Origin of the sequence: Fulvimarina pelagi HTCC2506 (assembly GCF_000153705.1) — a bacterium.
Classification (GTDB): Bacteria; Pseudomonadota; Alphaproteobacteria; order Rhizobiales; family Rhizobiaceae; genus Fulvimarina; species Fulvimarina pelagi.
This window is the reverse complement of the sequence record NZ_DS022272.1, coordinates 1444694-1470972: the sequence shown is the minus strand read 5'-3', so window position 1 is coordinate 1470972 and position 26279 is coordinate 1444694. Positions and strand designations below refer to the sequence as shown.

The window sequence follows — 26279 nt, the reverse complement described above, 5'->3', positions numbered from 1 at the left end:
TCTTAACGCATCGAATTCCGGTGTTGCTTGCGGCTTGCGGCAGGCGTATCCCGACGCCCATGATCATTCGGAGACAACGAGCATGAGCGCCAAACTTCATGTCCTCATCGTCGAGGCGCGCTTTTACGACGATATAGCGGACAAGCTTCTGGCGGGCGCCAAGGCAGAGCTCGAAAAGAACGAGGTCACCTACGACGTGGTGACAGTACCGGGCGCGCTGGAAGCGCCGGCTGCGATTTCTTACGCTCTAGCGGGTGCGGACGAGGATGGCACCGATTATGACGGTTTCGTCGTGCTCGGCTGCGTCATTCGTGGTGAGACCTACCATTTCGAAATTGTCGCCAACGAGTCCGCCCACGGCCTGATGAAGCTTTCGATCGAGGAGACCATCGCGATCGGCAACGGCATCCTGACGGTAGAGAACGAGGAGCAGGCGCTGGAGCGTGCCGATCCTGACCGTAAGGACAAAGGCGGCGGGGCCGCGCGCACTGTTCTGGAAATGATCGCGCTCAGGGATCGGCTCGGGGCCTGATCTGATGGACGAGACGAAACAGCGAAGCTTTCGGCCGGCTAACAAGCGCGGCGTCGCGCGTCTCGCGGCCGTGCAGGCGCTCTACCAGATGGATATCGGGGGAACGCCGCTGGTCGAGACGGTTGCCGAATATGAGACCCATCGCATGGGTCATGAGATCGACGGCGAGACCTATCGTGTCGCCGATGCAGCCTGGTTTCGCGACATCGTCTCCGGCGTGGTGCGTCGCCAGAAGGCGATCGATCCGATTATCCATGCGAACCTGCCGCCCGGCTGGCCGCTCTCGCGGCTCGACTCGACCCTCCGGGCGATCCTGAGGGCGGGCGTCTACGAGATCGAGACGCGCAACGACGTGCCGGTGGCGGTCATCGTTTCGGAATATGTCGACGTGGCCAAGGCATTTTTCGAAGAAGAGGAGCCGAAGCTCGTTAACGCCCTGCTCGACCGTGTCGCCCGCGAGATGCGTTCCGATACCCGGCCGACCACGCGCAGGTGACGACGTTCCCGCCTGAAGCCGCCGAGACTCGCTCTGCCCGGCTTAACGCACTGGTCCTTGCGTGTGCCCAAGCGGTTTGCGGCGCAGCCGCGCCCATCGCGATCTCTACCGGCGGGCTCGCCGGTACCTGGCTTCTCGCCGACGACAAGTCGCTCGCGACCCTTCCCGTCACCGCCTACAATGTTGGCGTTGCGCTCGGTGCTCTTCCGGCTGCGGCTCTGATGCGCGCTGTCGGCAGGCGCTATGGATTCGTGACCGGCGCATTCATCCTCACGCTCGGCGCACTGATCGGCGCGGCTTCCCTGTCCCAGCAGAGCTTCTGGATCTTTGCGCTCGCGCTGCTCTTCTTGGGATTGAGCGGCTCCTTCGTCCAGCAATATCGCTTCGCAGCGACCGACGGCGCCCCTGCCGCTTATCAGTCGACGGCAATCTCGATCGTGCTTGTGGGCGGCATCGGCGCGGCGATCATCGGACCACAGACCGTGCGCTTCACATCATCGCTGTTTCTGCCGATCGAGTTCGCGGGTTCCTTTCTGGGGCTTGCTATCCTCGGGCTTCTCGGTGCCGTCATCCTGACGCGGCTGAAGCTGCCGGTACCGGCGAAGCGACCGAAAGGGCACGGCGCAGAGGCCGTCCACACCGGCCGGCCGCTCCGCGAGATCGTCACCCAGCGACGTTTCCTCGTCGCGCTCGTCTGCGGCGTCGGAACCTTTGCGCTGATGAGCTTCGTCATGACTGGAGCGCCGCTGGCGATTGTGGGCTGTGGCCTCAGTCAGGATGTCTCGGTACTCGGTATCCAGTGGCATGTCCTGGCGATGTTCGGGCCGAGCCTCGTGACCGGCCGGCTGATCCGGCGTTTCGGTGTCGAGCTGGTGGTCGGGACCGGCCTTCTGCTCATTGCGATCAGCGCCGGCGTTTTTCTCTTGGGGCTCGAAATCTGGAATTTCTGGCTCGGTCTCGCCCTATTGGGTCTCGGCTGGAACTTCGGCTTTATCGGCGCCACCACGATGATCGCGAGCGTCCATACGCCCGAGGAGCGGGCGAAGGCGCAAGGCTTCCACGACTTCGTGCTGTTCAGCCTCGTCGCCCTCGCGTCCTTCATGTCGGGCAAGACCTATGTGGGTTCCGGGTGGGACACGATGAACTGGATCGTGCTGCCGGTCGTGGCGACATGCCTTCTGGTACTTTCCCTGGAGACCGGCGCGTGGCTGAAAAGGGGCCGGTCGACCTAGAGTGGCGGCTGCCTGTACGGAGGCCGATGGCATGAGGAAAGATTAGATTGGGCTGCCGCCGCTCGTCGTATCCCCGAGGATCTGGCCGAGGAAGCTCGCATCGCGGCCACCTGTCGGGGTTGTGCGGGAGATGAAGTCAAAGACCCGGCCGTCCTGGAGACCGTAATTCGCAATGCGGGAGACCCGGTCCTCATTGTTGAAGTAGACGGCGAGCACACGCTGATTAGTGACGCTTGGCGTCAGGAAGGCAACGCGCCGTTCGCGGCGTTGCGAGATGTAATAATAGGTTTGTTGTTCGTTGAAGGTTGCCGTAGTGGAGGGCGAACCAAGCGCAAGCTCGACCTGCTCGCGGCTCGAGCCTTCCGGCACGAGCTGCAGCATCTGCTCGTCAATGACATAACCTGCGCTAAGAACCTCGCCCGTCTGACATCCGCTGACCGTTCCCAGACTGCCGGACAACACTATGGCCGAGATAACATGACGCGTCGCGATCTTGAGGCCCACGACCTTGCCCTCCCTTAGTTTGCCCGAACCCAAAATAGCGGGTGCGTATCCGATATTCGAACGTGATCGGCTGGCTTTGTCGCACATGTCCGTAAAACAGACATCGTCGCGTTGCAATCGCTCAAAGGCTATGGCACCGCGCGTTCCAAATCTGGGAGCACAATCGAAAAGCGATCGGACCTATGTTCTCGAAATGGCGCCGACAGAGGAGGCGCAATCAGGAAATCATCGATAACCTATATGCTTGGCTAATCGCCCGGGCACGTCGGCCATTTCTCTTCGAAGAATGCGGCATCGAGGACACCGTCATGGGCCGTTTCGAAGCCGTGACGCTCGAGATCTTCCTGTTCATGCGTCGCTGCCGTGGCGATGCCGCACTTGCGCCGATCGTCCAGGACATCGTCGACCGTTTCGTCGTCGACATGGACGATTCCCTGCGCCAGATCGGCATCGGCGATCAGTCGGTGCCAAAACGCATGCGCAAGCTGACAGGACAGTTCTACGAGCGAGTGAACGCCTACGACACCGCCCTCAAAGAAGAGTCGCTTGAAACGCTCGCCGAGAATTTCAGGGGACGCGTATTGAAGCAGGATATCGATCCGACGGTCGCACACCGCCTTGCGACCGAAGCTGCGGCGGAACTTGCTCTGCTTTCGGAAATTCCCGCCGATGACCTCATGTCAGGACGGACAGGAATGTCTGCGAACTCATGACTGCTGCAACTGATCTTCACCGTCGTCTCAGACTCTCGGCGGCGCGCGTGCCGAATTCCGGACTACCGATCGAATTTACTGCCGGCGAAGGTGATCTCAAACGGATCGCTGCAGAGCTTGGGCTGCACGAATTGCAGCACTTCAGGGGATCGCTTCTGGCGACGCCCTGGCAGAAGGCGGGCGTTCGGGTGGCCGGCAAGTTGAAGGCTGGCGTCGTACACGAGAGTGTCGTCACGCTCGAACCCGTTGCGAAAGCGTATGAGATCGATTTCGACATGATCTTCGTCCCGGAGACCTCTCGACTGGCGGCGAAGAAGAGCGATTTCGAGGAGGAACTGTTCGTTGATCCGGAAGGCGACGACCCGCCGGAAACCTTCTCTGGAGACGACATCGAACTCGGTCCTTATGTCGAGGAGCAACTCGTTCTGGCGCTCGATCCCTATCCCCGCAGTCCGGAGGAAAGCTTTCGACCGATCGACACCGATCCGGAACCGGACGCGGGAAAGGTATCCCCCTTTGCCGATCTTGCGGCGCTCAGAAAGCAACAGGACGACGAGAACTAGCCCTGGCGTGTTGCGGGGTGCAGCGAGAGAGATAAAGTCGGGACGACTGCCAGCGGCCCGAACGGTGACGAGTTGAGAAGGCGAATCTGCATTGAACGACGACAACACGACGACCATCGCAATCGATGCAATGGGCGGCGATTATGGTCCCAAGGTGACGCTGGCAGGCGCCGCGCTCGCGCTCGAGCGGCGGCCTGATACGCGCTTCCTTCTCTATGGTGATGCAGAGCTCATCGATGAGGCGCTGAAGGAGCACGAGGCGTTGGCCGCGGCCTCGATCGTACGCCATTGCGAGATGGCGGTCGCGATGGATGCCAAACCCTCGCAAGCGCTGCGGCAAGGTCGTCACAAGTCGTCCATGTGGCGGGCGATCGAGGCGGTAAAGACGGGCGATGCCATGGTGGCGGTTTCCGCTGGCAATACCGGCGCCTTGATGGCGATGGCGAAGTTCTGCCTGCGCACCATGGCCGAAATCGAACGGCCAGCAATCGCGGCGATCTGGCCAACGCTGCGCGGTGAAAGCATTGTGCTTGACGTCGGCGCGACAATCGGCGCCGACGCCCAGCAGCTTATCGATTTCTCGATGATGGGCGGGGCGATGGCCCGTGCATTGTTCGGCCTGGAGAAGCCGACGGTCGGGCTTCTCAATATCGGAGTCGAGGAGGTGAAGGGCCAGGACGAAGTCCGCGAGGCCGGTCGGCTTTTGAAGGAATCCAACCTTGAGCGGATCGACTATCATGGCTTCGTCGAGGGCGACGACCTTGGCAAGGGAACCGTTGATGTTGTCGTGACCGAAGGCTTCACCGGAAACGTTGCTTTAAAGACGGCAGAGGGGACTGCCAAGCAGATTGCCGGATATCTGCGCGATGCCATGTCGCGCACCTTTCTCGCTCGGATCGGCTATCTCTTCGCGCGCGGCGCTTTCGACCGGTTGCGCGACAAGATGGATCCGCGCAAGGTCAATGGCGGAGTATTTCTCGGCCTCAACGGCATTGTCATCAAGAGCCATGGTGGGACCGACGCCGAGGGGTTCGCGGCAGCTTTGGACCTTGCCCATGCGATGGCGCGCTATGATCTGATGAATAAGATCGCCGCCGACCTCCAGACCTTTCACGATCGCATGAGCGATGCCCCGCTGAAAGTAGACGAAAGCGAAAGCGCAGGCCAATGAACGCATCCATTCGATCGATCGTCCTCGGCACAGGGTCGGCCCTGCCGGAACGGGTGATGACGAACCGCGATTTCGATGGCGTCGTCGAGACTTCGGACGAGTGGATCCGGCAACGGACAGGCATCGCCGAGCGCCATATTGCGGGAGAGGGTGAAACGACTGTCTCACTTGGCGAGGCAGCGGCTCGTCGGGCTCTGGATGCGGCCAGTCTGCAGCCGGCCGATATCGACCTCATCGTCTTGGCGACGGCAACGCCCGACCACACATTTCCGGCCTCGGCTGTCCAGGTGCAGAACCGCCTTGGTATCCATCACGGCTTCGCATTCGACGTCCATGCCGTCTGCACGGGTTTTGTCTATGCGCTGACAACTGCCGATCTCTACCTGAGGTCCGGTCTTGCCAAGCGAGCTCTGGTCATCGGGGCCGAGACCTTCTCCCGCATTCTCGATTGGAGCGATCGGACAACTTGCGTCCTTTTCGGCGATGGTGCTGGAGCAATTGTTCTCGAGGCACGGAAGGAAGAAGGCGATCGTGGCGTTCTGGTTTCCAAGCTTCGCTCTGATGGCGTTCACAAGGAGAAGCTCTTCGTCGATGGTGGCCCTTCGACGACGGGAACAGTCGGACATCTCCGAATGGAGGGGCGGGAGGTCTTCCGCCATGCCGTTGGTATGATCACCGATGTGATAGAAGATTCATTCGCCGAATCCGGTTTTTCAGCTGAAGACATCGACTGGTTCGTACCGCATCAGGCCAATCGCCGCATCATCGACGCTTCGGCTAAGAAGCTCGGGATTCCGTCGGAAAAGGTCGTCGTGACAGTCGAGAAGCATGGCAACACGTCTGCGGCTTCTATCCCGTTGGCACTTGATATCGCCGCTCGAGACGGCCGAATCCAACGAGGTCAGCTCGTTCTTCTGGAGGCAATGGGCGGCGGATTCACATGGGGTGCTTGTCTTATCCGATGGTAGTCGGCTACACTATCACGGAACAGTGAATAGCTGGCTGATTCTCGGCTCGTTTGGTGCGGTCTAGGCGCCGGGTCGGAACTCCTGAGACCGGGATAGGAGCGGAAGTGATGAGCGGCAAGACGTTGACGAGAGCGGATCTTTCGGAAGCTGTGTTCCGCAAGATCGGACTTTCCCGAACAGAGTCGGCCACCCTCGTGGAAATGGTGCTGGAAGAAGTCTGCGAAACGATTTCCAGCGGCGAGGCGGTCAAGATCTCGTCGTTCGGTTCTTTTCTCGTGCGCGACAAGAACGAGCGGGTCGGCCGCAATCCAAAGACGGGCGAGGAAGTGCCGATCTCGCCGCGTAAGGTCACGGTGTTCAAGCCTTCGAATGTCCTGAAGGAGCGGATTCTGGAGGCTCATTCGCGCAAGAACCGCGCCGACAACGACGACACCTACGTTCCGGCGGAAGTTCGGGCTGCCGAGTAACGGCCTTCGGAGCAAGCGCCCAGCATGAACGACAGATCGTCGGACGCTTTCAAGACGATCGGCGAGGTCGCAAGCGAACTCGCCATTCCACAACACGTTCTGCGCTTTTGGGAGACCCGGTTCACGCAGGTTCGCCCATTGAAGCGTGGCGGCGGACGTCGGTATTACCGGCCGGAAGACGTCGCACTGCTACACGGTATCCGGTTTCTGCTCTACGCCAAGGGCTTTACGATCAAGGGTGTTCAGAAACTGCTCCGCGAACAGGGAGTACGTTTCGTTGCGGCGACCGCGTCCGGCGATCTGAGGCCGGATCAAAAGCAGGTTGCCGAACCTAGCGCACGAGAAGCTGCGTACCCGCAGCAAGCGCCCTCGGAACTAGGCGTTCCAGACGATATCGACCTCACGGCGGCGCCCGTGCCGGGTGTGCTGACCGAGGAGCCCCAGGTCCGTTCAACGAATGCCGAGCGCCGGTCCGGCTTCGGAACTTTTCTGCGGCGACGAACTGAGCCGAACGAAGGCGAGCCGAAACTCACCAAAGAGCAGACCGACAGATTACAGGAAGTCATCATCGATCTTCTTGAATGCAAGCGCCTCCTCGATCAGGTTCGCTGAAGTCCACAGTCCAACGAGTTTCATACGGAGAACTCGACGCCGCATGCCGCGCTTGCTAACGTCCACGGCGTGTGCGGGCGTGATGGAATGGTAGACATACGGGACTTAAAATCCCGAGGCGAAAGCCGTGCGGGTTCGAGTCCCGCCGCCCGTACCACACCCACGAATTCTGCCAGCCGATGCAGATTCAAGTTCCAATACGCTGATCGCAGGCTGCCCGGAAACGGTGGACGGTCTCGGCCATCCCAAATTCCAGCGCGTCAGCCGTCAGGCCGTGGCCGATCGAGACTTCCGCAAGGAACGGGATGCGCTCGATGAGAGGGGGTAGGTTCGAAACAGTAAGGTCGTGGCCCGCATTCACCCCCAAGCCGAGAGAGAGAGCGCGGTCGGCGGTGGCGCCAAGTGCGCGAAGTTCTGATTCTGCGGCATCCGGATTGTCGTAGGTGGCGCCGTAGGGACCAGTATAGAGTTCGATTCGGTCGCAGCCCGTGGCTGCTGCAGCTTCCATCTGGTTTGGATCGGCGTCAGAGAAAATCGAGACCCGCGTGTTCCCGTCCTTTAAGCGACGAACGATCGGCTTCAATCTCTCCAGCTCGGCTTTGAAATCGAAGCCGTGGTCGGAAGTCGGCTGACTCGGGTCGTCTGGAACAAGTGTTACCTGTTCCGGACTGATGGTTTCGACGAGATTAAGAAACTCATCCGAGGGGAACCCCTCGATGTTGAGCTCCGCGTCGGGAAATTCGTCGTCGATGAGTTTTCTGATTTCGGGAAGGTCTGAGAAGCGAATGTGCCTTTGATCGGGCCTTGGATGGACGGTCAGGCCATGCGCGCCGGCATTGAGGGCGATGCGCCCGAGGCCGGTCACACTGGGCCAGGGAAGATCGCGTCTGTTGCGTAGCATCGCGACCGCGTTGAGGTTCACCGAAAGTTGTGTTGGCATTGCTGCTCCGAAACATTCCCGACTATGGGCTGAAAGTGGCGTGCGGCTATGATTTTGAAAGGTCGACCGTTGACTTGACCCTGTCGGACCGCAACTCTGCGACAAGCGGGTTTGGAAGCGGAGGAGATGGGTTCAATGGGCGGGTCAAAATTTATTCCAATCGTAGTTGCCGCTTTGGTCGGACTGTTCATCGGCTGGCTGATGGGGCCGGATGTCGACGCAGTGGAGGAGCGGGTCTCCAACGTCCAATCTTCGGTGGAGGATCAGGTCTCCTCGCTTTCGAGCGAGATAGCCTCTCAGCAGGATGCGGTCGCGCAGCAGCAAGAGACGATTGCCCAGCAGGTCGGGGCAATCCAGACGCAGGTCTCTTCGATGAGCGAGCAACTCGCCGCCCAGGCCGAACAGTCCGCCCAAGCAGCAAGCGACGCCGTTTCAGGGGTCCAAAGCAGCATGCAGGAGAGCGTCGCGCAACTGCAGCAGCAGATGGAGCAGCTCACGACGCAGCTTCAGGAGCAGGGCTCCGGCCTCACCAGTGAAATGAGCAGCCAGATCGAGAGCCTTCGCAGCGAAGTAACTGCGATCGGCGAGGCGCAAACTTCAATGTCCGATCAGATGCAACAGGCGCAGGCAGCGGCCGAGCAACGTGCGGCAGAACAGGAGCAGGCTGCAAGTGCACAGGGCTCCGAAGAGACGGAAGACGGTGCTTCGGCCCTCCTCGGCGAGATTGGGGCAGGAGGCGCGGTACTCCTGGCCGAACAGGGCGCACTGTTCGGCGGGAGCGAGGTTACGCTGTCGGGTATCGACGACGAGAACGGCTCGGCGACCTTCACGGTGGACGGCGAGGAACAGCAAATCGCCAGCGGCGATAGCCTCGAACTATCGGAGAATTGTTCGATAAGCCTTGCTGGTGTCGCGGCCGGTGCAGCTTTCCTCACGGCGGACGGCTGTGCGCAGCCGGCCGAAGCATCGTCGTCTTCGGGTAGCGACGACGGAGAGGCCAGTGGCGGCGGTCAGGATGTCGCCGGACTTCTTGAAGAGATCGGTTCGTCGGGCGCCGTGCTTCTGGCCGGCCAGGGCGGCCTCTTCGGCGGAACCGAAATTACGCTGTCGAGCGTCGAGGATAGCGGAGCAACGTTCGCCGTCGGCGGCGAGGACAGTGAGGTTTCGAGCGGTGACAGCCTCGAAATCTCTGACGATTGTTCGCTGACGCTGGTGGGCGTGGCCGCCGGTGCCGCATTCGTTTCGGCGGAAGGCTGCGAGGCGAGCGAAGGCGGGCAGCAGCAGGCGGGCCGAGAAGCAGCCTCTGGTTCTGGTTCGGCCGATCCGGCCACTCTTGCAGGCGAAATTGGCGCGACCGGCGCCATCCTGCTTCCAGAACAGGCCGCCATCTTTGGCGGAACACAACTCGACCTCGTCTCGATCGATGCGGAGAACGGGACAGCCACGGTGGCACTCGACGGCAGTGACGAACAGGATGTCGCCGGTGGCGAGGATGTCAATTTCGGCGACGGGTGCACGGTCACGCTTGCCGGCGTTGCCGGTGGCGCAGCCTATTTCTCCAGCAACGGATGTGGCGGTGAAGCATCCGCCGAGGGCGAGCAATCTTCCGGTGAGCAGGCAGCTCAGAGCGGCGGACAAGAAGAAGAGGGCGGAGAACAGCAGGCGGGTGCAACGGCTGCCGGTGCGGCTGGGTCGTCAGGGAACCAGTCCTCTGCCGAAGGTCAATCCAGCGAAGCGGGCGAACAGCAGACTTCGGGTAATGAAGCCGGCCAATCCAGCTCGGCTGGTCAACCTGAAGGGGAGCAGGCTTCCGATACTCAAAGCGAGGCCGGCGGTAGCGAAGATTCAGCGACGGCTGGGAGCCAGTCCGGCGGCGGCGAAGGCCTGACAATCGGCCAGACGGCGAGATTCGGCGACACCCGTGTCTTCATCTCGTCGATCACTGACAGCGCCGCGACACTGAGTGTCGTCGGCGCGGGCCGGCAGACGGTCGAGCAGGGCCAGTCTTTCGATGCAGGCGAGGGATGTTCCGTGACGCTGGACAGTATCGACGGGCGTATGATCAGCCTCTCGGCAGAGGGCTGCGAAACCGGCGGCGGCGAACAGGCTGCAAGCGGCTCCGAGGGCGAGAGCGGCGATCAGGCGGCTGGATCCTCGGGCGAGGGCGAGGCGCAGCAGGACGGCGAGAACGCCGAGGGCCAGTCGGGTCAGGTGGGTCAGGCGGGGAATGACGGTTCTGGCGAAGGCCAGAACGGCGGCGATGCAGCTGCGGCCTCCGGCAACGGTCAATCGCAGCCGTCCGAAGGCGGGAGTGAGGAGCCGTCCGGCCAGGAAGGCGGCGATAGCGGTGTGGCTGCCGGCTCGAACGAAGGAGCGAATGGCGGGGATGCCGCAGCATCCAGCGAGGGCAGCGGTTCCGAGCAGTCCGGCGATGCCGAGCAGGCGTCCGAAGATGCAGCGTCGGGCTCGGAAGGTCAGTCCGACGAAGGCGGCGAGCAGGAGGCTTCTTCCGAGGGCTCGTCGGGCGGCGATGGCGCGCTGACGATCGGTCAGTCGGCGAGCTTCGGCGACAGAAGCGTCTTCGTTTCCTCCGTCTCCGACAACGGTGCGACCCTCGCGGTTCTCAACGGCCCGCGCGAGGCGGTCGAGACCGGCGGTTCGTTCGATCTCGGCGATGGCTGCACGGTGACGGTCGACAGCGTTGAGGCCCGGACGGTGACGCTGTCGTCCAGCGACTGCTGAGTAGGGGTCGAGAACTCAAGCATTCAGAAAAGGCGCGGACCGGATCGGCTCGCGCTTTTTCGTCTTCGCGCGTGCGGCGCACTGAACACTGGTGAACCGCACCATACCAGCTTGGTGCTCAATTCCCCCCGATTTGGAGGGCCATGACCGACTATATCGCGTTTTACGGATCGCTGATGGAGCGCGCGAACGATCCCGCCGCGCCTTCGCGCACCGGTCTTTCCCGTTACATATCTCCGTGCCGTATCGCCGGCGTCTTGCGGGACCATGGCGCTTATCCCGGTTTTTTCCCGCCGGACAATGCGCCTCGTGGGTCGGTGCAGTCGGAGATCGTGAAAGCCGAACTGCACGAACTGGTCGGCCCAGAAGCCTTTGAAATCTTCGATCGATATGAGAATTATGATCCGCGTAACGAGGCGGCATCGCTCTATGTCAGGCGCAGGATTCGTCTTCTAGCGCCCGAGATCGAAGCATGGGTTTACGTCTCGCAGCTATCTCCAATGGACCCCCGAGTGCCGGGCGACGACTGGGCTGCCTTTCGAGGCGGCTGCCTCTGAGCAAGCGACAGATAGGCCCGAGCGGGCACCTAGCCGTTCGACGAGAAATGTTGCCGGACCGCGGTTCTATGACCACCGGCAACAGACCGTGTCCAAATCGCTCGATGCCTTCTTCAGCGCCTATGGTACCACCCGAAGCCATTTTCCCATCTCGCCCTGAGCTTGGACTGAGAAAAAACGATACTTCGTTTCATGCCAAAGTTTGATCTGATCGGTTGCGTTATCGAGAACAATATCCCCCTTAGAGGTGCGGACTGTAAGTAGCGTATGCCCCTCTTCACTGAACGGCTGCTTGACAACGGTGAGTAACAAAACTGATGAAGGCCACCCAAGCTTCAACAACTGATCCTTCTTCATTATCGCGAAATCTTCGCAATCGCCTACTGTATCAGGAAGACTCCAGACGTCCTTCTGCCCATAAACCTTGGCATCCGCACGCTGTTCAATCTGCCGATTGACACGGGTGTTGACGTTGCGGAGCTCCTTATATCTCTGATCGGACAAAACAATATGTTTCTCTCCGGAGCTAGTATTGCAGAGCCGACTGTTTGTTTCACAAAAGGTATAGAAAGCGATTGGCGGAAAACTGTATCCATACGTATTTAAGCTCATCTGATGATTTTGAGTGCCACTGTTTGCGCAAGCCGAAAGTAAAGCTATAGCCGAAACTGAAAATATGCGAACGGTCATCCGATTCCTCCCCATGCCTCTCCGCACGAACGTTGCGGAATAATTGAGTAAAATCTTGCTGAGATTATCAAAATTTCGTTACAAAACCTGCCTAAAAGGAAGATTTTTCCCTAAAGGAATAAAATGAGCTCGGAGATTAGTATAAAAATCCCGAAATCATACGTAGAATGGCTCTGAATGTTTCCTTGAAGGGATTTTCGGGAAGCGGCGTACGAATTTCCGTTGCGTCATAGTTTATTGACTCTGTTTTATTTTGAGCAGAGCATCGGGCAGTTAACGTCTTGTTAAGGTTGCGTCCGATGAGTAAAAATATCGTCAAATGCGCTGCACTTTTTGTGCTTTTGTTCTCGTTTGTTATGGCAAGCGCGCTGGTCCTGCCAACAATAAATGCTGCATCTGCACAGTCTTCGCTCAGGCCGACACTCGATGCGTCTCAGTGTACACGGCTGACAACGCGAAACATCTATGCATGCTGTGCGGCAATAAATCGCCAATCTATTCTAAGCGCTGCCCAACTTGCAGCCTGTCCGCCGCTTACGACCTCCACAGTCAGTAGAGCTCTACGCGATTTAGATGGTCGAAACAGCAACACTCGGGAACGTGATGCTTTCCCGCAAGCGGTAGCTGTTCCGGAGGTTCGCGGACCCGAGCGTTCAGCCAACAGGCCGGGTGGGAAACCAGAAAACGGCCGTACACCTAGCAATCCAAGAAACCCTGATGGCAATGGCGGTAAAGATCCACGCGGTGGTAAAGACTACGGCGGAAAAGGTGACGGCGGTAAGGGTTACGGGTCCGGTAAAGGCCGGGGAGGCAAAGACCACGCTTCGAACGGCCGCGGCGGCAAGGGCCGTGGTGATGCCCATGGCGGTCGTGGCGGCAAGGGCCGTGGTGATGCCCAAGGCGGTCGTGGCGGCAAGGGTCGCGGTGATGCACATGGCGGCCGCGGCGGCAAGGGTCGCGGTGATGCCCATGGCGGTCGTGGCGGCAAGGGTCGCGGTGATGCCCATGGCGGTCGTGGCGGCAAGGGTCGCGGTGATGCCCATGGCGGTCGTGGCGGCAAGGGTCGCGGTGATGCCCATGGCGGCCGCGGCGGCAAGGGTCGCGGTGATGCCCATGGCGGCCGCGGCGGCAAGGGTCGCGGTGACGCCCATGGCGGTCGTGGCGGCAAGGGTCGCGGTGATGCCCATGGCGGTCGTGGCGGCAAGGGGCGCGGTGATGCCCATGGCGGCCGCGGCGGCAAGGGCCGTGGTGACGCCCATGGCGGTCGTGGCGGTAAGGGCCGTGGCGGAATGAGCGCTAGTCGAAACTAAGCCATTCTGGTCTTTTAAGAACAACGGGCGCCTTTGAGTTGCCCGACGAAAAACGAGGTGCCTGCTGAGATCCGCAGGCACCTTATCGGCGTATGTACTTCTTCTTGGTGGTATTCGGTCTTGTAGCCCTTGTTTGCTGCTTCAATTCTGCGTTCCTGCTCCGCATTTGTGCCTGGAGAAAAGACGGCCCTGGGGCCCAGGTTCAAAACGTTCTATAACCTTATCGAAACCCAACGAAATTCGCGTTCTGACCTTCATAGCCGACAGCGTAATTGTACCGCCCCCATGTCCGACATGACGAATGTGCACCCTTGTTGGTGACACAGGTGGTCGGCGGGAGCGCTTCACGCTTGACGGCATCCCGACTTCGATCTCCGCAGTCATGCCGACCGCCGCAAATCCCACCTTGCTGTAAAACCGACGATCCGTTATGCATCGCCGGGATGAGAAACTCTCAATCAGGCACCCGTAGCTCAGCTGGATAGAGCGCCGCCCTCCGAAGGCGGAGGTCACAGGTTCGAATCCTGTCGGGTGCGCCACTGCTACGTCGGATTGCCATCGAGGCTCGGTCGTTTTCCTGCTCGGTTCTGGTTCGAAGAGTTCGTAAAATAGCCCTCTCCGATATAACTCGCTCTGCTCAGCCGTCGAAGCTGCTCGTTTCGCTTCTGAATACTGGTTCTTGACACGATGACCGGTGGCAGGGACCTGATACAGGGGAGAGTTCGGGTTAGGCGATGATCCAGGTGGGCTAAGACTCGCGCGTGAAAAACGTGCTGCCGAATGATGTCTCACAAGCGCCTTGCCCGATCATTGCACCGTCCAGTCCGCAGAACTTTGTGGGTGAGTAATTTTTCTGGCGATCAGATCACGCGACGAGCTGTAACACGCGGTCGCCGGGTTCACCCGACTTTTGGTGATCCGTGGTGTCACGTGCGAGCCAGTCCAAGAATTCGATTGTCAGCTTACGACGGAGTGTCTTCGCCTCGGCCACGGACGAGCGGAACGTGACTTCGACGCACGGACGCGCCATGGCATTCGTCGTGAGGCCGAAGGCGAGGCTGAAGCTTGTCTCCGCTAGACTTGCTCCACCGACTTCACGGTTTCCGCCGGCGTTTTCGCGCGATTGCCACCATTCGGCGATCTCGTATAGGCTGCGCTGCGTCTCGAAGGTCAGGGAAAAGCGCGTTGTCACGGTGACGGCCGTGGCGGACTGGCTGTATACGCACTGCTCGAGGAACCGCGTATTCGGCATCGAGATCGCTCGTCTCGGGCCAGATTGGCCTAAATCGAATTCGTCTGCCTCGACCAGGCGGGTCGTGAAAAGGCCCAGCCTGTCGATGTAACCGCGTACGTCTCCGATCTCGACATAGTCGCCGGGCTCCAACCCAGCCGCCCCACTCCGCACCAGACCTCCAAGGGCGCTTGAGATCATTTCCTTCAAGGCCATGACGATCGCGACGGCAAGCGCCGTCGCCGAATAGATGATCGACTGCAGCCCTTCGATGCTCAGCCAGCCGACAAACGAGACGCCGGCAATGACCGCGATATACCTGCACGCGCGGCGGAGAGATGCGGCTCGTGATCGGATAAGCCCTGCGTACGGAACGGCCTTGAAGCCGAACAAAACGGTGTGTGCGATTGTCATGAAGTTTTAAGCCAGAATTCTATCCCGGTTCGCTTCGGGATCGTGATCGTTTTCGGGCCATTTAGACGCGTTCCATTTCGCGCGAATGCCGGCGCGATGTCGTCTGCGTTGCGAATCCATGTTCTCGATTGCAGCCATCTTGCCGATCGGCCATCTGCGTTCGCCGCAAAACGCCATGACGTATCGGCATGAAACCTGAACGAAACACGATTTTAGTTTGGCGAAGCATCGCGGAAACGCAGTCGGTCTATTCGACCGCCGTCCCGGCCGTCCGCGGCAGGAGATGGAGGAACCAGCATGCGCGAGCGCAGCACAGGCGAGCCGACGAACGAAGATGCAAGAAACGGGTTTTCAGATGCCTCCCCGTTTGCACCAGTTCGAAAAGCTGCCAACAGATTGAGGCGCTGGCACCCGGGTTTCTCTTACGCAAGTTTTGCTGTCGAGACCAAGCTTGTCGTCAGACCGATGGATCGGCGCCACGGAAGCTGTTCGAACTACGACGAATTCGACTACGAGTACTACCGGGAAATCAGGAATCGTCGTAAGTGAACGCAAGGAGATAGAGGCGGTTCTACTGCTGCCCGACATCTCGGGGCGGCGCGAACGCGAGCCGGAGCCCCGTTGGCGTTGGACCGGTCAGCCTGCTTCTTATCTCATCGTCAACCCTTCGCCGCGAAATTCGGCGTCGCGCTCGGATCACTGAGATGACGGGTGAATTCCTGGAGATCGTCGAGGATCTCAGCCCTGCAAATGACGTGAATGGCCTCAGGCCGTGGAAGATCGCCGTCATTGACGATGATGATGCCGTTCATGAGGGCACGCGTTTCGCACTTCGGCATTTCCGTTTTGCCGATCGGCCGATGGAGATTGTCGGCGCCTGGTCGGCCGAGGAGGGCCGGGCCCTGCTGAGGAAACATCCGGACATCGCCGTCGTGCTTCTGGACGTCGTGATGGAGAGCGATGCGGCGGGCCTTGATCTCGCGAGCCAGATCAGGGGCGAACTCGGAAATGAGCTCGTGCGGATCATTCTGCGCACAGGGCATCCGGGGGAGGCGCCGGAGCATCGCGTGGTCCTTGATTATGACATCAACGACTACAAAGCGAAGACTGAACTTACTGCCGAACGTCTGTTCATTGCTCTCACCACGGCGCTGCGAAGCTACGAGCAGTTGAAACGTCTCGACGAGATGCGCATCGGGCTCGAGCTGATCGTCGAGGGAGCGAGCCGACTGTTCGACGACTGCTCGTTGACGACCCTCGCGAAGGGCGTTCTCATTCAGTTGAACACCCTTCTCGCGATAGATTGCGCCGGCATTCTCGTTATGCGCGAGGCCGAGGACGGCCACCCTACAGTTCTCGCAAGTACCGGTAGTTTCATCGAGGGTGCAAATAAGCTCAATTTCGACCGCCTGTTCGCGGCAGGTGTGAAGACGGGGCTGCCGATGACGGTGGAGGGCCTCACGCAGCTTTTCGTGCGGACTGGACGTGGCGTTGAGATTCTCGTGCTTCTCGACCATGCCGACGCTCTCGAACCGACGCAGATCGAACTCCTTTCCGTCTTTTCCTCAAAGCTCGCCATCGCCTTCGAGAACGTACGTCTCAATGAAGAATTGCGAGAGGCGAACGCAGCGCTCGAGAATAGGGTCGAGCAGAGGACCGCTGATCTTGCCGCCGTAAATCAACGGCTCGACGCCCAGGCTGCTCTCTTGCGCCGTGTCAATGCTTTCAAAAACGAGATGCTCGGTATGGTGGCGCACGACCTAAAGAACCCACTGGCTGTGGTTCTCGGGCGCACGGAAATGCTGTCGACCATCAGTCGCGATCTACCAGAGCCAAATGCGACACTTGTCTCCACCCAGCTCAACTACATCCGCACCGCTGCGAACCGGATGACTCGGATCGTCGACGTCTCGATCGCGGAGGCTCTAGCGGACGCTTTCGACATTGCCCTGGACCGTCGGCGGGTCGATCTCGCAGCAATTGTTCGCAGTGCTGCAGGGCTATACTCCGGCCTTTGCGAGGCAAAAGAGCAGAGCCTTCACGTCGAATGCCCGAAACGGCTACTGGTCACTTGCGATCCCGACCGTATGGCGGAGGCGATCGAGAATCTGCTTTCGAACGCAATCAAGTATGCGCCGATAGGCGGCGCTATCGCCATAGCCCTCAACGCGGGCGAGCGCGCCGTCACAATACGCGTCGACGATTCCGGGCCGGGCCTCACCCAGGAAGACGTCATGCGCGTTTTCGGCCGGTTCCAGCGCCTTTCGGCTCAGCCGACGGGCGGCGAGTCCTCCACCGGCCTAGGTCTCTCGATTGTCCGGCGCATCGCTGAGCTGCATGGCGGCAATGTCGAGGTGATCGAGAAGGGCGGTCTAGGCGGGGCTTCCTTCGCCATCGTCTTGCCGCTCGGGCCGCAAGAGGCGGCGTTATGAGCGAACCGCTGATCTTCGTCGTCGACGACGACCCGGAGACCCGATCGATGATAGCGGACTATCTGGCGATGAACGGCTATTCCGTGTGCGCGTTCGAGGGTGCTGCGGCCCTCCGTGAAGCGCTGGGCGACAGACATCCTGACCTCATCGTGCTCGATCTCAACATGCCCGGTGAGGATGGGCTTTCCCTTGTGCGTTACCTCAAGACCGACACAGGAATTCCGGTCGTGATGTTGACCGCAACAGCGAGCCTCGTCGACCGCGTGGTGGGCCTGGAGCTTGGCGCGGACGATTATCTTGCCAAACCCTGCGAGTTGCGCGAACTGCTCGCTCGCATCCGCGCTGTCATGCGTCGCAGCAGCAACATCGTTGCCCCACCAGCACAGGCCCAAGCTGATTTAGCATCGGATACGCCTCGTCGGGAAATCCGTTTCGGCACGAAATGGCTCGATCTCGACGCACAGACTTTGCGGGATGACGAAGGCGTCGAACTTCAGCTGGTCCAGAGCGAATTTGGACTCCTGAAGGCTTTTGCCGAAAACCCCCGCCGAGTGCTTTCACGTGAACGGCTTCTGGATATCGCGAGCGCGAGAGACAGCGATCCTTTCGATCGTGCGATCGATGTGCGCATCACCCGAATCCGCAAGAAGGTCGAACCCGATCCCGCCCATCCGACAGTGATCCGCACGGTGCGTGGAGCCGGCTATCTCTTTTCGCCCGATCGGTGAGCGCGTCGAGAGCGGACGAAATCTGGACGAAACATGCTGGTGGCATAGCCGGTTCGAGCGCGGGTGACCGCGGTTCAACCCACGTGGAACGAACGCTATTGGACGCGCGAACGCAAGATCAGGAAGACGAAGCAGCTACCGGGAAATCGGCGAAATCTCACGCCGCCCGGCCCTTGTTGGATCGCGCCCTTTCCATCGAGCACCGGATCTATCTCGTCGGCGCGGTGCCCATCGTCGTAGCGGTCGCGATCGGTATCGTCTCGGTGTTCCTGATAAACCGTGCCGACGATGCCCGGCTCGGTGCAAACAAGGTTGGTAATGTCTTTCGCCATGTGACGAAGGCGATGAACGAGCGGGACGCCTATATCGGTGCCGTCCCCGAACGCCGCGCGTTTCATTTTCAACAGGTCGGCGCGGCAATCGAGGCCGCGCAGGCAGGAATACGCTCGCTCGATCCTGCCTCGATCCCCGCCGAATCTCGTGAGGCGCTTGTATCGACCAGCGACGCGCTCGCTCGCTACAGCCTGCAGATGACGGCGCTGGCGCCCGCGGTCGAAGAAAGCGACGAAATTCTGAAGTCGATGGATGAGCGGCTGGCCTCCCTCCTTCAGCTCACCGACGAAGCACGTTCGCGCCAGCACGCCTCCAACGCGGATATCGTCACTTCCCTGCGTACCCGCGATCAGACGCTGCGAGAAACGCAAGAACGGCTAGCCGAAGCACAGCGGGCGCGCGCCGCGATCGTCGATGGAGCATTGGCGCGGAACTCTTCCGAAGGTTCGGACGGTTTCGCGGCGGCGCGGATCGAGAACGCGATCCGCGCCATGCTGGACGGCCTCACCGACCGGTCCGACGTCACCGAGTTCGAGAGGGCGCTCATCGAATGGCGCGAGGGCGGCGATATGTCGGCGGTGCTTCTCTTTATCGACCGGCGCATCAAGATCGACGGAACCGCCACGCGCTCGCTCCAGACCGAGGTCGCCGAGCTACTGACCTATACGGTGGAAGCACACGAGACCGAGCAGGCGACCCAGAACATCGCCGTCGAGACGATCAAACTCGCGAGCCGCACTCGCGAGGCGGTGGAGCGACGCGATCTTCGCGCGCTGTCCGAAGTCCTGGAGGAAAGTGTGCGGCTCGGTGACCAGATCGCCTCCCTGCCGATCGCGCCTCTCATTCAGACCGAAATGCTGGACGCACTCGATCTCTGGCGAGAGGGCCTGGAAAACGCGCAGGCAACATTGTCCGATCAGGAGGGCGCATTACAGGGAATGAACGCCATGGCGAACGGCCTCGTTCTCGAAGTCTCCAGTCTCAACACGCAGCTCTCCGACCACGCTGAAAAGACAGGCTTCGCGGCCCGGCAGATCCTCGTCTTCGGCGCAGGCCTCGCCCTTCTCGCCGCCGCCTTTTTCGGGCTGATCGTCGGCCGTTCGATCACTCGGCCGCTTGGCAAACTCGAAGAGGGCATGCTGGATCGGGCGGCAAATCCCGAGAGCGGGCCTCTCCCGGGCGCAAGCCGTCCAGACGAAATCGGCCTTATGACCCGCGCAACGAACCAATTCCTATTCGAACTCGGCAAGCGCGAGAACGCCCTGAGACTCGCCAAGGAACAAACCGAGGCGACACTCATCCAATTACAGCGCACGCAGAGCGAGCTGATCCAGAGCGAGAAGCTGGCGTCGCTCGGCCAACTGGTCGCTGGTATCGCGCACGAGATCAACACTCCGCTTGGCGTTGCCCTGACGACGACCTCGATCCTGAAGGAGGAGACCGCGGACTTCACCGGCATGGCGCGGACCGGTCGGATCGAACGTCAGGCCTTCAATACCTTTCTCGACCGAATGGCCGACGGCATGCGGCTTGCCGTCTTAAACCTCGAACGGGCAGCAAAGCTCGTCACCAGCTTCAAGCAGGTCGCGACGGATCAGACCAACGACGAACGCCGGCGCTTTCCCCTGAAGGTGTTTCTCGACGAGGTCTTTATCAGTCTCGGCCCACTTGGGCGCAAGAGCGGCCATCAGGTCGACATCAATTGCGCCGAGGCGATTGAGATCGAGTCCTATCCGGGCGCACTTGCTCAGGTGCTGACCAATCTCCTTACCAACGCCTACATCCACGCCTTCGCCGGACGCACAGGGGGGCATGTCACCGTGGAGGCGTCCGAGAGGCCGGACGGCGGGGTCCGTATTGTCTTTTCCGACGATGGCCGCGGCATTTCGCCGGAAGTGCGCGGGCGCATTTTTGACCCGTTCGTCACCACGGGGAGGGCCCAAGGGTCCACCGGGCTCGGCCTCCATATTGTCCACAACATCGTCACGGGAACGCTCGGTGGGCGGATCGAAACGTCGCGCTCAATCGGCGGGGCGCGCTTTGTCATCGACCTGCCGGCGCAGGCGCCTACACGGCAACCAGCAAAAGGTTCGGCATGACAAAGCTTCTTGTACGCGTGGCAGCGACCGCCTCGCTCTTCTTGCCCATCGTCATTCTCGACCCCGCCGCCGCGAAGACGCTCGTTTTCTGTTCAGAAGGAAGTCCGGAAACGATTTCGCCGCCGCTGGCCATCACCGGCACCGCGATGGACGCCGCGCGGCCGATGTTCAACAATCTCGTTGAGTTCAGGCGGGGTAGTACTCAGCTGCAGCCCGCGCTCGCCGAAAGCTGGACTATCTCGGACGACGGGCTGCGATATACGTTCAAGCTGAGGTCGAACGTTCAGTTTCATTCAAACGCCGAATTCTCGCCGACCAGGCCGCTGAACGCTGCCGACGTCGTCTTCTCGTTCACCCGTCAATGGGACGAGAGCCATCCGTTCCACGAGGTTGGCGGCGGCCGCTACGACTACTTTGTCGATATGGGCATGCCGAGCCTCATCGCAGGCGTCAAAGCATTGGACGACAGGACGGTGGAAATCGCGCTGACCCGCCCCGAGGCTCCTTTCCTCGCCGATCTCGCTCTGCCGTTCAATGCGGTGCTTTCGGAAGAATATGCCGAAGCGATGATGGCGGCTGGGACGCCGGAAAAACTCGATCTCGAACCGATCGGCACAGGAGCGTTCGCCTTCGCCGATTTTAGCCGCGACGTCGCTATCCGCTACCGGGCCTTCGAGGGCTATTGGCGTGGTCGCCAACCTATCGATACGCTGGTCTATTCGATCACGCCGACGCCGGCTGCCCGCCTCACAAAGCTGAAGGCCGGCGAGTGCCACATCTCCGCTTTTCCCTCGCCGAACGAGGTCGAGACCATCGAGGCCGACCCGGCGCTGCGGCTGATGACGCTAAGTGGGTTCAATATCGGCTATCTCGCGCTGAACACCGAACGGCCACCGTTCGACGATGTGAGAGTGCGCCTTGCGATCAATCTGGCGATCGACCGCAAGGCGATCCTCGACGAGATCTTCGCCGGAACCGGGCTCTCTGCGAAGAACCCGCTGCCGCCTTCGCTTTGGGCTTACAACGACGCCATCGAGCCTATTCCCTACGATCCGGAGGAAGCTCGGCGCCTGCTCGAGGAGGTTGGGATCACGGACGGGCTCGAAACGGATCTCTGGTACATGCCCGTCAGCCGGCCGTACAACCCGAACGGCAGACGGATGGCCGAGATGATCGCCGCCGATCTCGAGCGCCTTGGCGTGCGCCTTGACCTCCAGACCGCTGACTGGGACGTCTACCGTGAGAAGCTACAGAACGGCGAAACGACCCTTTCGCTCTACGGCTGGACCGGCGATAATGGCGATCCGGACAATTTCATGCACACACTCCTCAGCTGCACGGCAGCGCGGAAGGGCGGCAACAACATCGCCCGTTGGTGCGACAAGCGGTTCGACAAGCTGGTGACCGCTGCCAAAACGACGCCGCTGGAAGCCGATCGAAAACGGCTCTACGACGAAGCCCAAGCGATCTTCCGCGAGGAGCTTCCCTGGGCTCCGATCGGACACTCGATCTTCATGGCCGCCACACGAGCCGAGGTGCAGCATTTCATCATGGATCCCCTCGGCTACTACCAGTTCGAGGGTGTCGATATTCAATAACGCGTCACGTTCGCAGCACTTTCCCATCCTGTCGCGTCGCATAGAATGAGATATCGATCCGCAAGGAATTGCTTTCCGCTTGAAGCAGAAGTTTTGATGTTTCCCTTTGTTCAAGTGGACAGGCTGCATCGACAGAAATGCCTGTTCAGCCCTTTGACTGGAAAGATACGGCTGTCGTGAATACCGGGTGACAGGCAACAGAATTGATTGACCGCTCGTCAACAGACCGCAACGATTGTGCCCCATCCCCGACATTTCGCGAGAAGTGGCTCGGACAGGCTCGCGTCCGTATAGAAAACATCCACCGCTTCAAGGCTGGCTATGCAGGCAGGCGCGTTTCGCTCGAACTTCGAGGCGTCGGCGACGAGAATAACGTTGCGCGCTCGCTGGAGCGCTGCTTGGCTGACTCCGACTTCCTGTACGTCGAAATCCAGGATGTCACCATCATCGTCCAAGGCTGAGCAGCCGATGATCGCGAGGTCAAACTTGAACTGCTCCACCATGCGGTTCGTCATACTGCCAACGATGCCGCCATCGCTGCGGCGCAGCGTACCACCTGCCACGATGACCTCGCAGTTGCCATTCGCTGCGAGGATGTTCGCGATGTTAAGATTGTTGGTCATCACCAGTAGATCGCGATGGTGCAGCATCTCGCGCGCCACCGCCTCGGTGCTGGTGCCGATATTCATGAAGATCGACGACCCGTTCGGGATCGCTGCGGCCGCTGCCCGACCGATTCTTGCCTTCGCATCGGCGTTCAACGCGCGTCGTGCCTCATAGCCGATATTTGCAACGCCGGAGGCGAGGATCGCTCCGCCGTGCACTCGCTTTAACTGACCGGAATCGCAAAGTTCGCTGAGGTCGCGGCGGATCGTCTGTGCTGTGACCTCAAACCGCTCGGCGAGATCTTCGACCGAGACTTTCCCCTCGACACGCGCGATTTCGAGGATCTCAGGATGCCGCATAAGTTGCGTCAAAGAACCGTTCCTCCGCGCCTTCAGCTATCTCTTTGCGAGCGCTCATTGTGTGAAACCGGCCTGCTTTTGACAAGCGATTTTTCGTTTTCCAAAGAAATGAAAGCCAATGAAGGCAATATGAACATCATTGGTTGACAAATGAACATCCGCGCGTTTTATTCGATGGCAAGAAAAGAAGAACGATTGCGCCGCTTGGGAGGGTGACGCGATGCCATCGCCATCTCAGACCAAAATTGCTGCACCGGCTTCGGGAAGTGTTGTGGAACAAACGCCACAGCCGACCGAACATGTTGTCGATCTGTTTATTATAGGCGGTGGCGTGAACGGCTGTGGTATTGCCCGCGATGCTGCCGGGCGAGGCTATTCGGTAACCCTCGCCGAGATGAACGACCTAGCATCCGCGACGTCCTCGAAATCCACGAAGCTCTTTCATGGCGGACTTCGCTACCTCGAATATTTCGAGTTCAGCCTGGTCCGCGAGGCGCTGCACGAACGAGAAGTTCTGCTCAAAGCGATGCCGCATATCGCTTGGCCGATGCGGTTCGTCCTCCCCTACAATTCGAAGATGCGCTTCGAGACAGATACGCCGGCCTCAAAGTTGCTTTCGACGATCATGCCTTGGACGAAGGGCCGTCGTCCGGCATGGATGATCCGTCTGGGTCTCTTCATCTATGACGCGATGGGCGGACGGACGATCCTTCCAGGCGCCAAAAGTGTCGATCTCGACCGAGATCCTGCCGGCGTTCCGCTCAAGGATGAATTCAAGACCGCTTTCGAATACTCCGACTGCTGGGTGGAAGATTCCCGTCTCGTAGCTCTGAACGCCCGCGATGCATCGGCGCGTGGCGCGCGCATCATGACCCGCTGCAAGGTCAACCGAGCTGATCGTGAAGACGGTCATTGGGTGGTCGAGACCGAGAACACCGAAAACGGCGAGCGTCGCACGTTCCATGCTCGAATGCTGGTGAACGCTGGCGGCCCGTGGGCGGCCGATGTCATCGCCCGGTCTTCTCGCGCGAACGACGAACATTCGGTGCGGCTGGTGCGCGGTAGTCATCTCGTCGTCCCGAAGCTATTCGATCACGACAAAGCCTATTTCCTCCAAGGCGAAGATGGCCGGATCATATTCGTCATCCCTTACGAGACCGATTTCACCCTAATCGGTACTACGGATCAGGAGCACGCCGATCCCGAAGAGAAGCCTGAGACGTCCACGAAGGAGCGCGACTACCTCCTCAGTTTCGTCAACCGCTACTTCGAAAAGAGCCTTGAGGCGGAAGACGTCGTATGGGATTATTCCGGCGTCCGTCCTCTGTTCGACGATGGTGCCTCGAGTGCAACGGCTGCAACTCGCGACTACGTCCTGAAGCTCGATCGGAACGGCGCTCCGCTCCTCAATATCTTCGGCGGTAAGATAACGACCTATCGCCGTCTGTCTGAAGGCGCGCTGAGCCACATCGACGAAGCGCTTGGCAGAAAAACGCGGTCATGGACTGCGGGTGCGGCCTTGCCCGGCGGTGACTTCGGAGTCGATGAGACGGAAGCGCTCGTCAAACGTCTCAAAGCCGATCACCCATTTCTGACCGATCGTTGGGCTCGGCGTTTGACGAAGGCCTATGGAACCGAAGCCAGCGCGCTTCTCGGCGCGGCGAAGACCGTTTCCGATCTCGGCCGCGACTTTGGCGCCAACCTGACCGAGGCAGAGGTCAAATGGCTCATGGACAGGGAATTCGCAAGAACCGCAGAGGATGTCGTCTGGCGGCGCTCGAAACTCGGATTACGCCTTGATGCGAAGGAGATTGCAGCGTTGGATAGATTCATGGCTTCGCGCGGCGACTCGCTCGCGAACGCGGCGGAATAGGTCGGAGGCAATGCAATGGCGCTGAAGCTCGACGGTGTTTCGAAAGTGGTGCGCGGCAGCACTCACATCCATTCCACCGATCTCACCCTGGAAAAAGGTACGATGAACGTTCTGCTCGGCCCGACCAATGCCGGCAAGACCTCCCTGATGCGGCTGATGGCCGGTCTCGACCGACCAACCGAGGGCCGCATTCTTTGGAACGATGAGGACGTCACCGGGGTCCGGGTTCAGGATCGGCAGATCGCGATGGTCTACCAACAGTTCATCAACTACCCTTCGATGAGTGTTTACGACAATATTGCGAGCCCCATGCGCTTGTCCGGCCGTCCGAAGGCTGAGATCGACCGTGAAGTGCGCAAGGCTGCCGAATTGATGAAGCTGACGCCGATGCTCGACCGCAAGCCGCTGGAACTGTCCGGCGGCCAGCAGCAGCGTTGCGCGCTTGCTCGCGCACTCGTGAAGAATGCAGGTCTCGTGCTTCTCGACGAACCGCTCGCCAATCTCGATTACAAGCTGCGTGAAGAGTTACGGGTAGAAATTCCGAAGATCTTCGAAGAGAGCGGCTCGATCTTCGTCTATGCGACCACGGAGCCAGAGGAAGCATTACTTCTCGGCGGCAATACAGCTACTTTATGGGAAGGCCGTGTCACGCAGTTCGGTCCGACACCCACGGTCTATCGTCAGCCGGTCGATGCGACAACGGCTCGTGTCTTCTCCGATCCACCTATGAATTTCATGAGGGTCGAGAAGCGGGGCAGCGGTCTCGATTTCGGTGACGGCAACACGAAGAACGCGATTGGCTCGTTTTCGGAACTTTCGGATGGCGTTTACATCGCAGGTTTCCGTCCGAACCATCTGGAACTCGAACAGCCGCAGACCTCAGCTTTCGCCTTTCGCGCTACCGTCTCCGTCACGGAGATCACCGGCTCGGAAACCTTCGTCCACCTCGACCACGGTAAGGACCGGTGGATTGGGCTCGTTCACGGCGTGCGTCATCTCGATGCGAAACAGGAGGTTTCTGTCTATCTCGCGCCGAAACACGTCTATCTCTTTGATGAGGCTGGCGCTTTGATCGCCCCCGCCTCCTACGCTCAGGCTGCTTGAGGGAT

24 protein-coding genes and 2 tRNA genes are annotated in these 26279 nt (G+C 60.1%); 20 read left to right on the top strand and 6 right to left on the bottom strand.

The features are described 5' to 3' along the window. The first annotated feature begins 82 nt into the window (after positions 1-82). From FP2506_RS06930 to FP2506_RS06920, 3 genes are read left to right on the top strand one after another with little or no spacing between them, the layout of a single operon-like run. Entirely contained in the window at positions 83-532 is a 450-nt protein-coding gene (locus tag FP2506_RS06930) for a 6,7-dimethyl-8-ribityllumazine synthase (protein WP_040488991.1), read from the top strand. A 4-nt stretch (positions 533-536) separates the two neighbouring features. Further along, complete coding sequence (gene nusB, locus FP2506_RS06925; RefSeq protein ID WP_007066708.1) at positions 537-1028, top strand: transcription antitermination factor NusB; 492 nt, start codon at positions 537-539, stop codon at positions 1026-1028. Beyond that, positions 1025-2260, top strand: a complete 1236-nt coding sequence (locus FP2506_RS06920) for an MFS transporter (RefSeq protein ID WP_007066707.1) — start codon at positions 1025-1027, stop codon at positions 2258-2260. Before nusB ends, FP2506_RS06920 begins: the two co-directional genes overlap by 4 nt. Before the next feature lie 42 nt (positions 2261-2302). On the opposite strand, the gene FP2506_RS06915 is transcribed toward FP2506_RS06920, so the two are convergent. Beyond that, positions 2303-2797 (bottom strand): outer membrane protein assembly factor BamE, encoded by a 495-nt coding sequence (locus FP2506_RS06915; protein ID WP_007066706.1) that lies wholly within the window; start codon positions 2795-2797, stop codon positions 2303-2305. Between the two features lie 149 nt (positions 2798-2946). Between FP2506_RS06915 and FP2506_RS06910 the strand changes: the two genes are divergently transcribed. From FP2506_RS06910 to FP2506_RS06880, 7 genes are all read left to right on the top strand, one after another. Next, complete coding sequence (locus FP2506_RS06910; RefSeq protein ID WP_007066705.1) at positions 2947-3477, top strand: ubiquinol-cytochrome C chaperone family protein; 531 nt, start codon at positions 2947-2949, stop codon at positions 3475-3477. Continuing rightward, positions 3474-4040, top strand: a complete 567-nt coding sequence (locus FP2506_RS06905; RefSeq protein ID WP_007066704.1) for a YceD family protein — start codon at positions 3474-3476, stop codon at positions 4038-4040. Before FP2506_RS06910 ends, FP2506_RS06905 begins: the two co-directional genes overlap by 4 nt. A gap of 130 nt (positions 4041-4170) precedes the next feature. Next, a complete protein-coding gene (gene plsX, locus FP2506_RS06900; RefSeq protein ID WP_050765129.1) occupies positions 4171-5211 on the top strand; it encodes a phosphate acyltransferase PlsX in 1041 nt (346 codons plus the stop codon). Further along, positions 5208-6179, top strand: a complete 972-nt coding sequence (locus FP2506_RS06895) for a beta-ketoacyl-ACP synthase III (RefSeq protein ID WP_007066702.1) — start codon at positions 5208-5210, stop codon at positions 6177-6179. Before plsX ends, FP2506_RS06895 begins: the two co-directional genes overlap by 4 nt. A gap of 107 nt (positions 6180-6286) precedes the next feature. Continuing rightward, positions 6287-6646 carry an integration host factor subunit alpha gene (locus tag FP2506_RS06890; RefSeq protein ID WP_007066701.1) on the top strand — a complete coding sequence of 120 codons (360 nt, stop codon included), beginning with the start codon at positions 6287-6289 and terminating at the stop codon, positions 6644-6646. Between the two features lie 24 nt (positions 6647-6670). After that, entirely contained in the window at positions 6671-7258 is a 588-nt protein-coding gene (locus tag FP2506_RS06885) for a MerR family transcriptional regulator (protein ID WP_007066700.1), read from the top strand. Between the two features lie 73 nt (positions 7259-7331). Beyond that, positions 7332-7415 (top strand) — tRNA-Leu (locus FP2506_RS06880). 30 nt (positions 7416-7445) lie between these two features. On the opposite strand, the gene FP2506_RS06875 is transcribed toward FP2506_RS06880, so the two are convergent. Further along, positions 7446-8198 carry a pyridoxine 5'-phosphate synthase gene (locus tag FP2506_RS06875; protein WP_007066699.1) on the bottom strand — a complete coding sequence of 251 codons (753 nt, stop codon included), beginning with the start codon at positions 8196-8198 and terminating at the stop codon, positions 7446-7448. Between the two features lie 135 nt (positions 8199-8333). Between FP2506_RS06875 and FP2506_RS06870 the strand changes: the two genes are divergently transcribed. After that, on the top strand, positions 8334-10940 hold the full coding sequence (locus FP2506_RS06870) for a hypothetical protein (RefSeq protein WP_040488990.1): 2607 nt from the start codon (positions 8334-8336) through the stop codon (positions 10938-10940). Positions 10941-11083: 143 nt separating this feature from the next. Beyond that, positions 11084-11497 (top strand): gamma-glutamylcyclotransferase family protein, encoded by a 414-nt coding sequence (locus FP2506_RS06865; protein WP_007066697.1) that lies wholly within the window; start codon positions 11084-11086, stop codon positions 11495-11497. 120 nt (positions 11498-11617) lie between these two features. Here the strand turns inward: FP2506_RS06865 and FP2506_RS06860 are convergent, their stop codons facing one another. Then, entirely contained in the window at positions 11618-12187 is a 570-nt protein-coding gene (locus FP2506_RS06860; RefSeq protein ID WP_187289026.1) for a transglutaminase-like cysteine peptidase, read from the bottom strand. A gap of 653 nt (positions 12188-12840) precedes the next feature. Further along, positions 12841-13446, bottom strand: coding sequence for a hypothetical protein (locus FP2506_RS18680; RefSeq protein ID WP_007066695.1), 606 nt, complete (start codon positions 13444-13446; stop codon positions 12841-12843). Between the two features lie 513 nt (positions 13447-13959). On the opposite strand from FP2506_RS18680, the gene FP2506_RS06850 reads away from it, so the two are divergent. Beyond that, a tRNA-Arg gene (locus tag FP2506_RS06850) sits at positions 13960-14036 on the top strand. A gap of 326 nt (positions 14037-14362) precedes the next feature. Here the strand turns inward: FP2506_RS06850 and FP2506_RS06845 are convergent. Next, complete coding sequence (locus FP2506_RS06845) at positions 14363-15142, bottom strand: mechanosensitive ion channel domain-containing protein (RefSeq protein ID WP_007066694.1); 780 nt, start codon at positions 15140-15142, stop codon at positions 14363-14365. 297 nt (positions 15143-15439) lie between these two features. On the opposite strand from FP2506_RS06845, the gene FP2506_RS18675 reads away from it, so the two are divergent. The 5 genes from FP2506_RS18675 to FP2506_RS06825 all read left to right on the top strand — a co-directional run bounded on the left by FP2506_RS18675 (position 15440) and on the right by FP2506_RS06825 (position 22332). Continuing rightward, complete coding sequence (locus FP2506_RS18675; RefSeq protein ID WP_007066692.1) at positions 15440-15691, top strand: hypothetical protein; 252 nt, start codon at positions 15440-15442, stop codon at positions 15689-15691. 155 nt (positions 15692-15846) lie between these two features. Then, on the top strand, positions 15847-17574 hold the full coding sequence (locus FP2506_RS06840; RefSeq protein ID WP_007066691.1) for a sensor histidine kinase: 1728 nt from the start codon (positions 15847-15849) through the stop codon (positions 17572-17574). Beyond that, the gene (locus FP2506_RS06835; protein WP_007066690.1) at positions 17571-18302 is read left to right on the top strand and encodes a response regulator; all 732 of its coding nucleotides are present in this window, start codon (positions 17571-17573) and stop codon (positions 18300-18302) included. Before FP2506_RS06840 ends, FP2506_RS06835 begins: the two co-directional genes overlap by 4 nt. A gap of 173 nt (positions 18303-18475) precedes the next feature. Beyond that, on the top strand, positions 18476-20734 hold the full coding sequence (locus FP2506_RS06830) for an ATP-binding protein (RefSeq protein WP_148227496.1): 2259 nt from the start codon (positions 18476-18478) through the stop codon (positions 20732-20734). Then, positions 20731-22332: an ABC transporter substrate-binding protein gene (locus FP2506_RS06825; protein ID WP_007066688.1), complete on the top strand. Its 1602-nt coding sequence runs from the start codon at positions 20731-20733 to the stop codon at positions 22330-22332. Before FP2506_RS06830 ends, FP2506_RS06825 begins: the two co-directional genes overlap by 4 nt. Positions 22333-22550: 218 nt before the next feature. Here FP2506_RS06825 and FP2506_RS06820 read toward each other — a convergent pair whose 3' ends face one another. Then, entirely contained in the window at positions 22551-23309 is a 759-nt protein-coding gene (locus tag FP2506_RS06820; RefSeq protein WP_040488988.1) for a DeoR/GlpR family DNA-binding transcription regulator, read from the bottom strand. Positions 23310-23517: 208 nt separating this feature from the next. Between FP2506_RS06820 and glpD the strand changes: the two genes are divergently transcribed. Next, positions 23518-25170, top strand: a complete 1653-nt coding sequence (gene glpD, locus FP2506_RS06815; protein WP_007066686.1) for a glycerol-3-phosphate dehydrogenase — start codon at positions 23518-23520, stop codon at positions 25168-25170. 15 nt (positions 25171-25185) lie between these two features. Next, on the top strand, positions 25186-26274 hold the full coding sequence (locus tag FP2506_RS06810) for an ABC transporter ATP-binding protein (RefSeq protein WP_007066685.1): 1089 nt from the start codon (positions 25186-25188) through the stop codon (positions 26272-26274). Positions 26275-26279 lie beyond the last annotated feature (5 nt).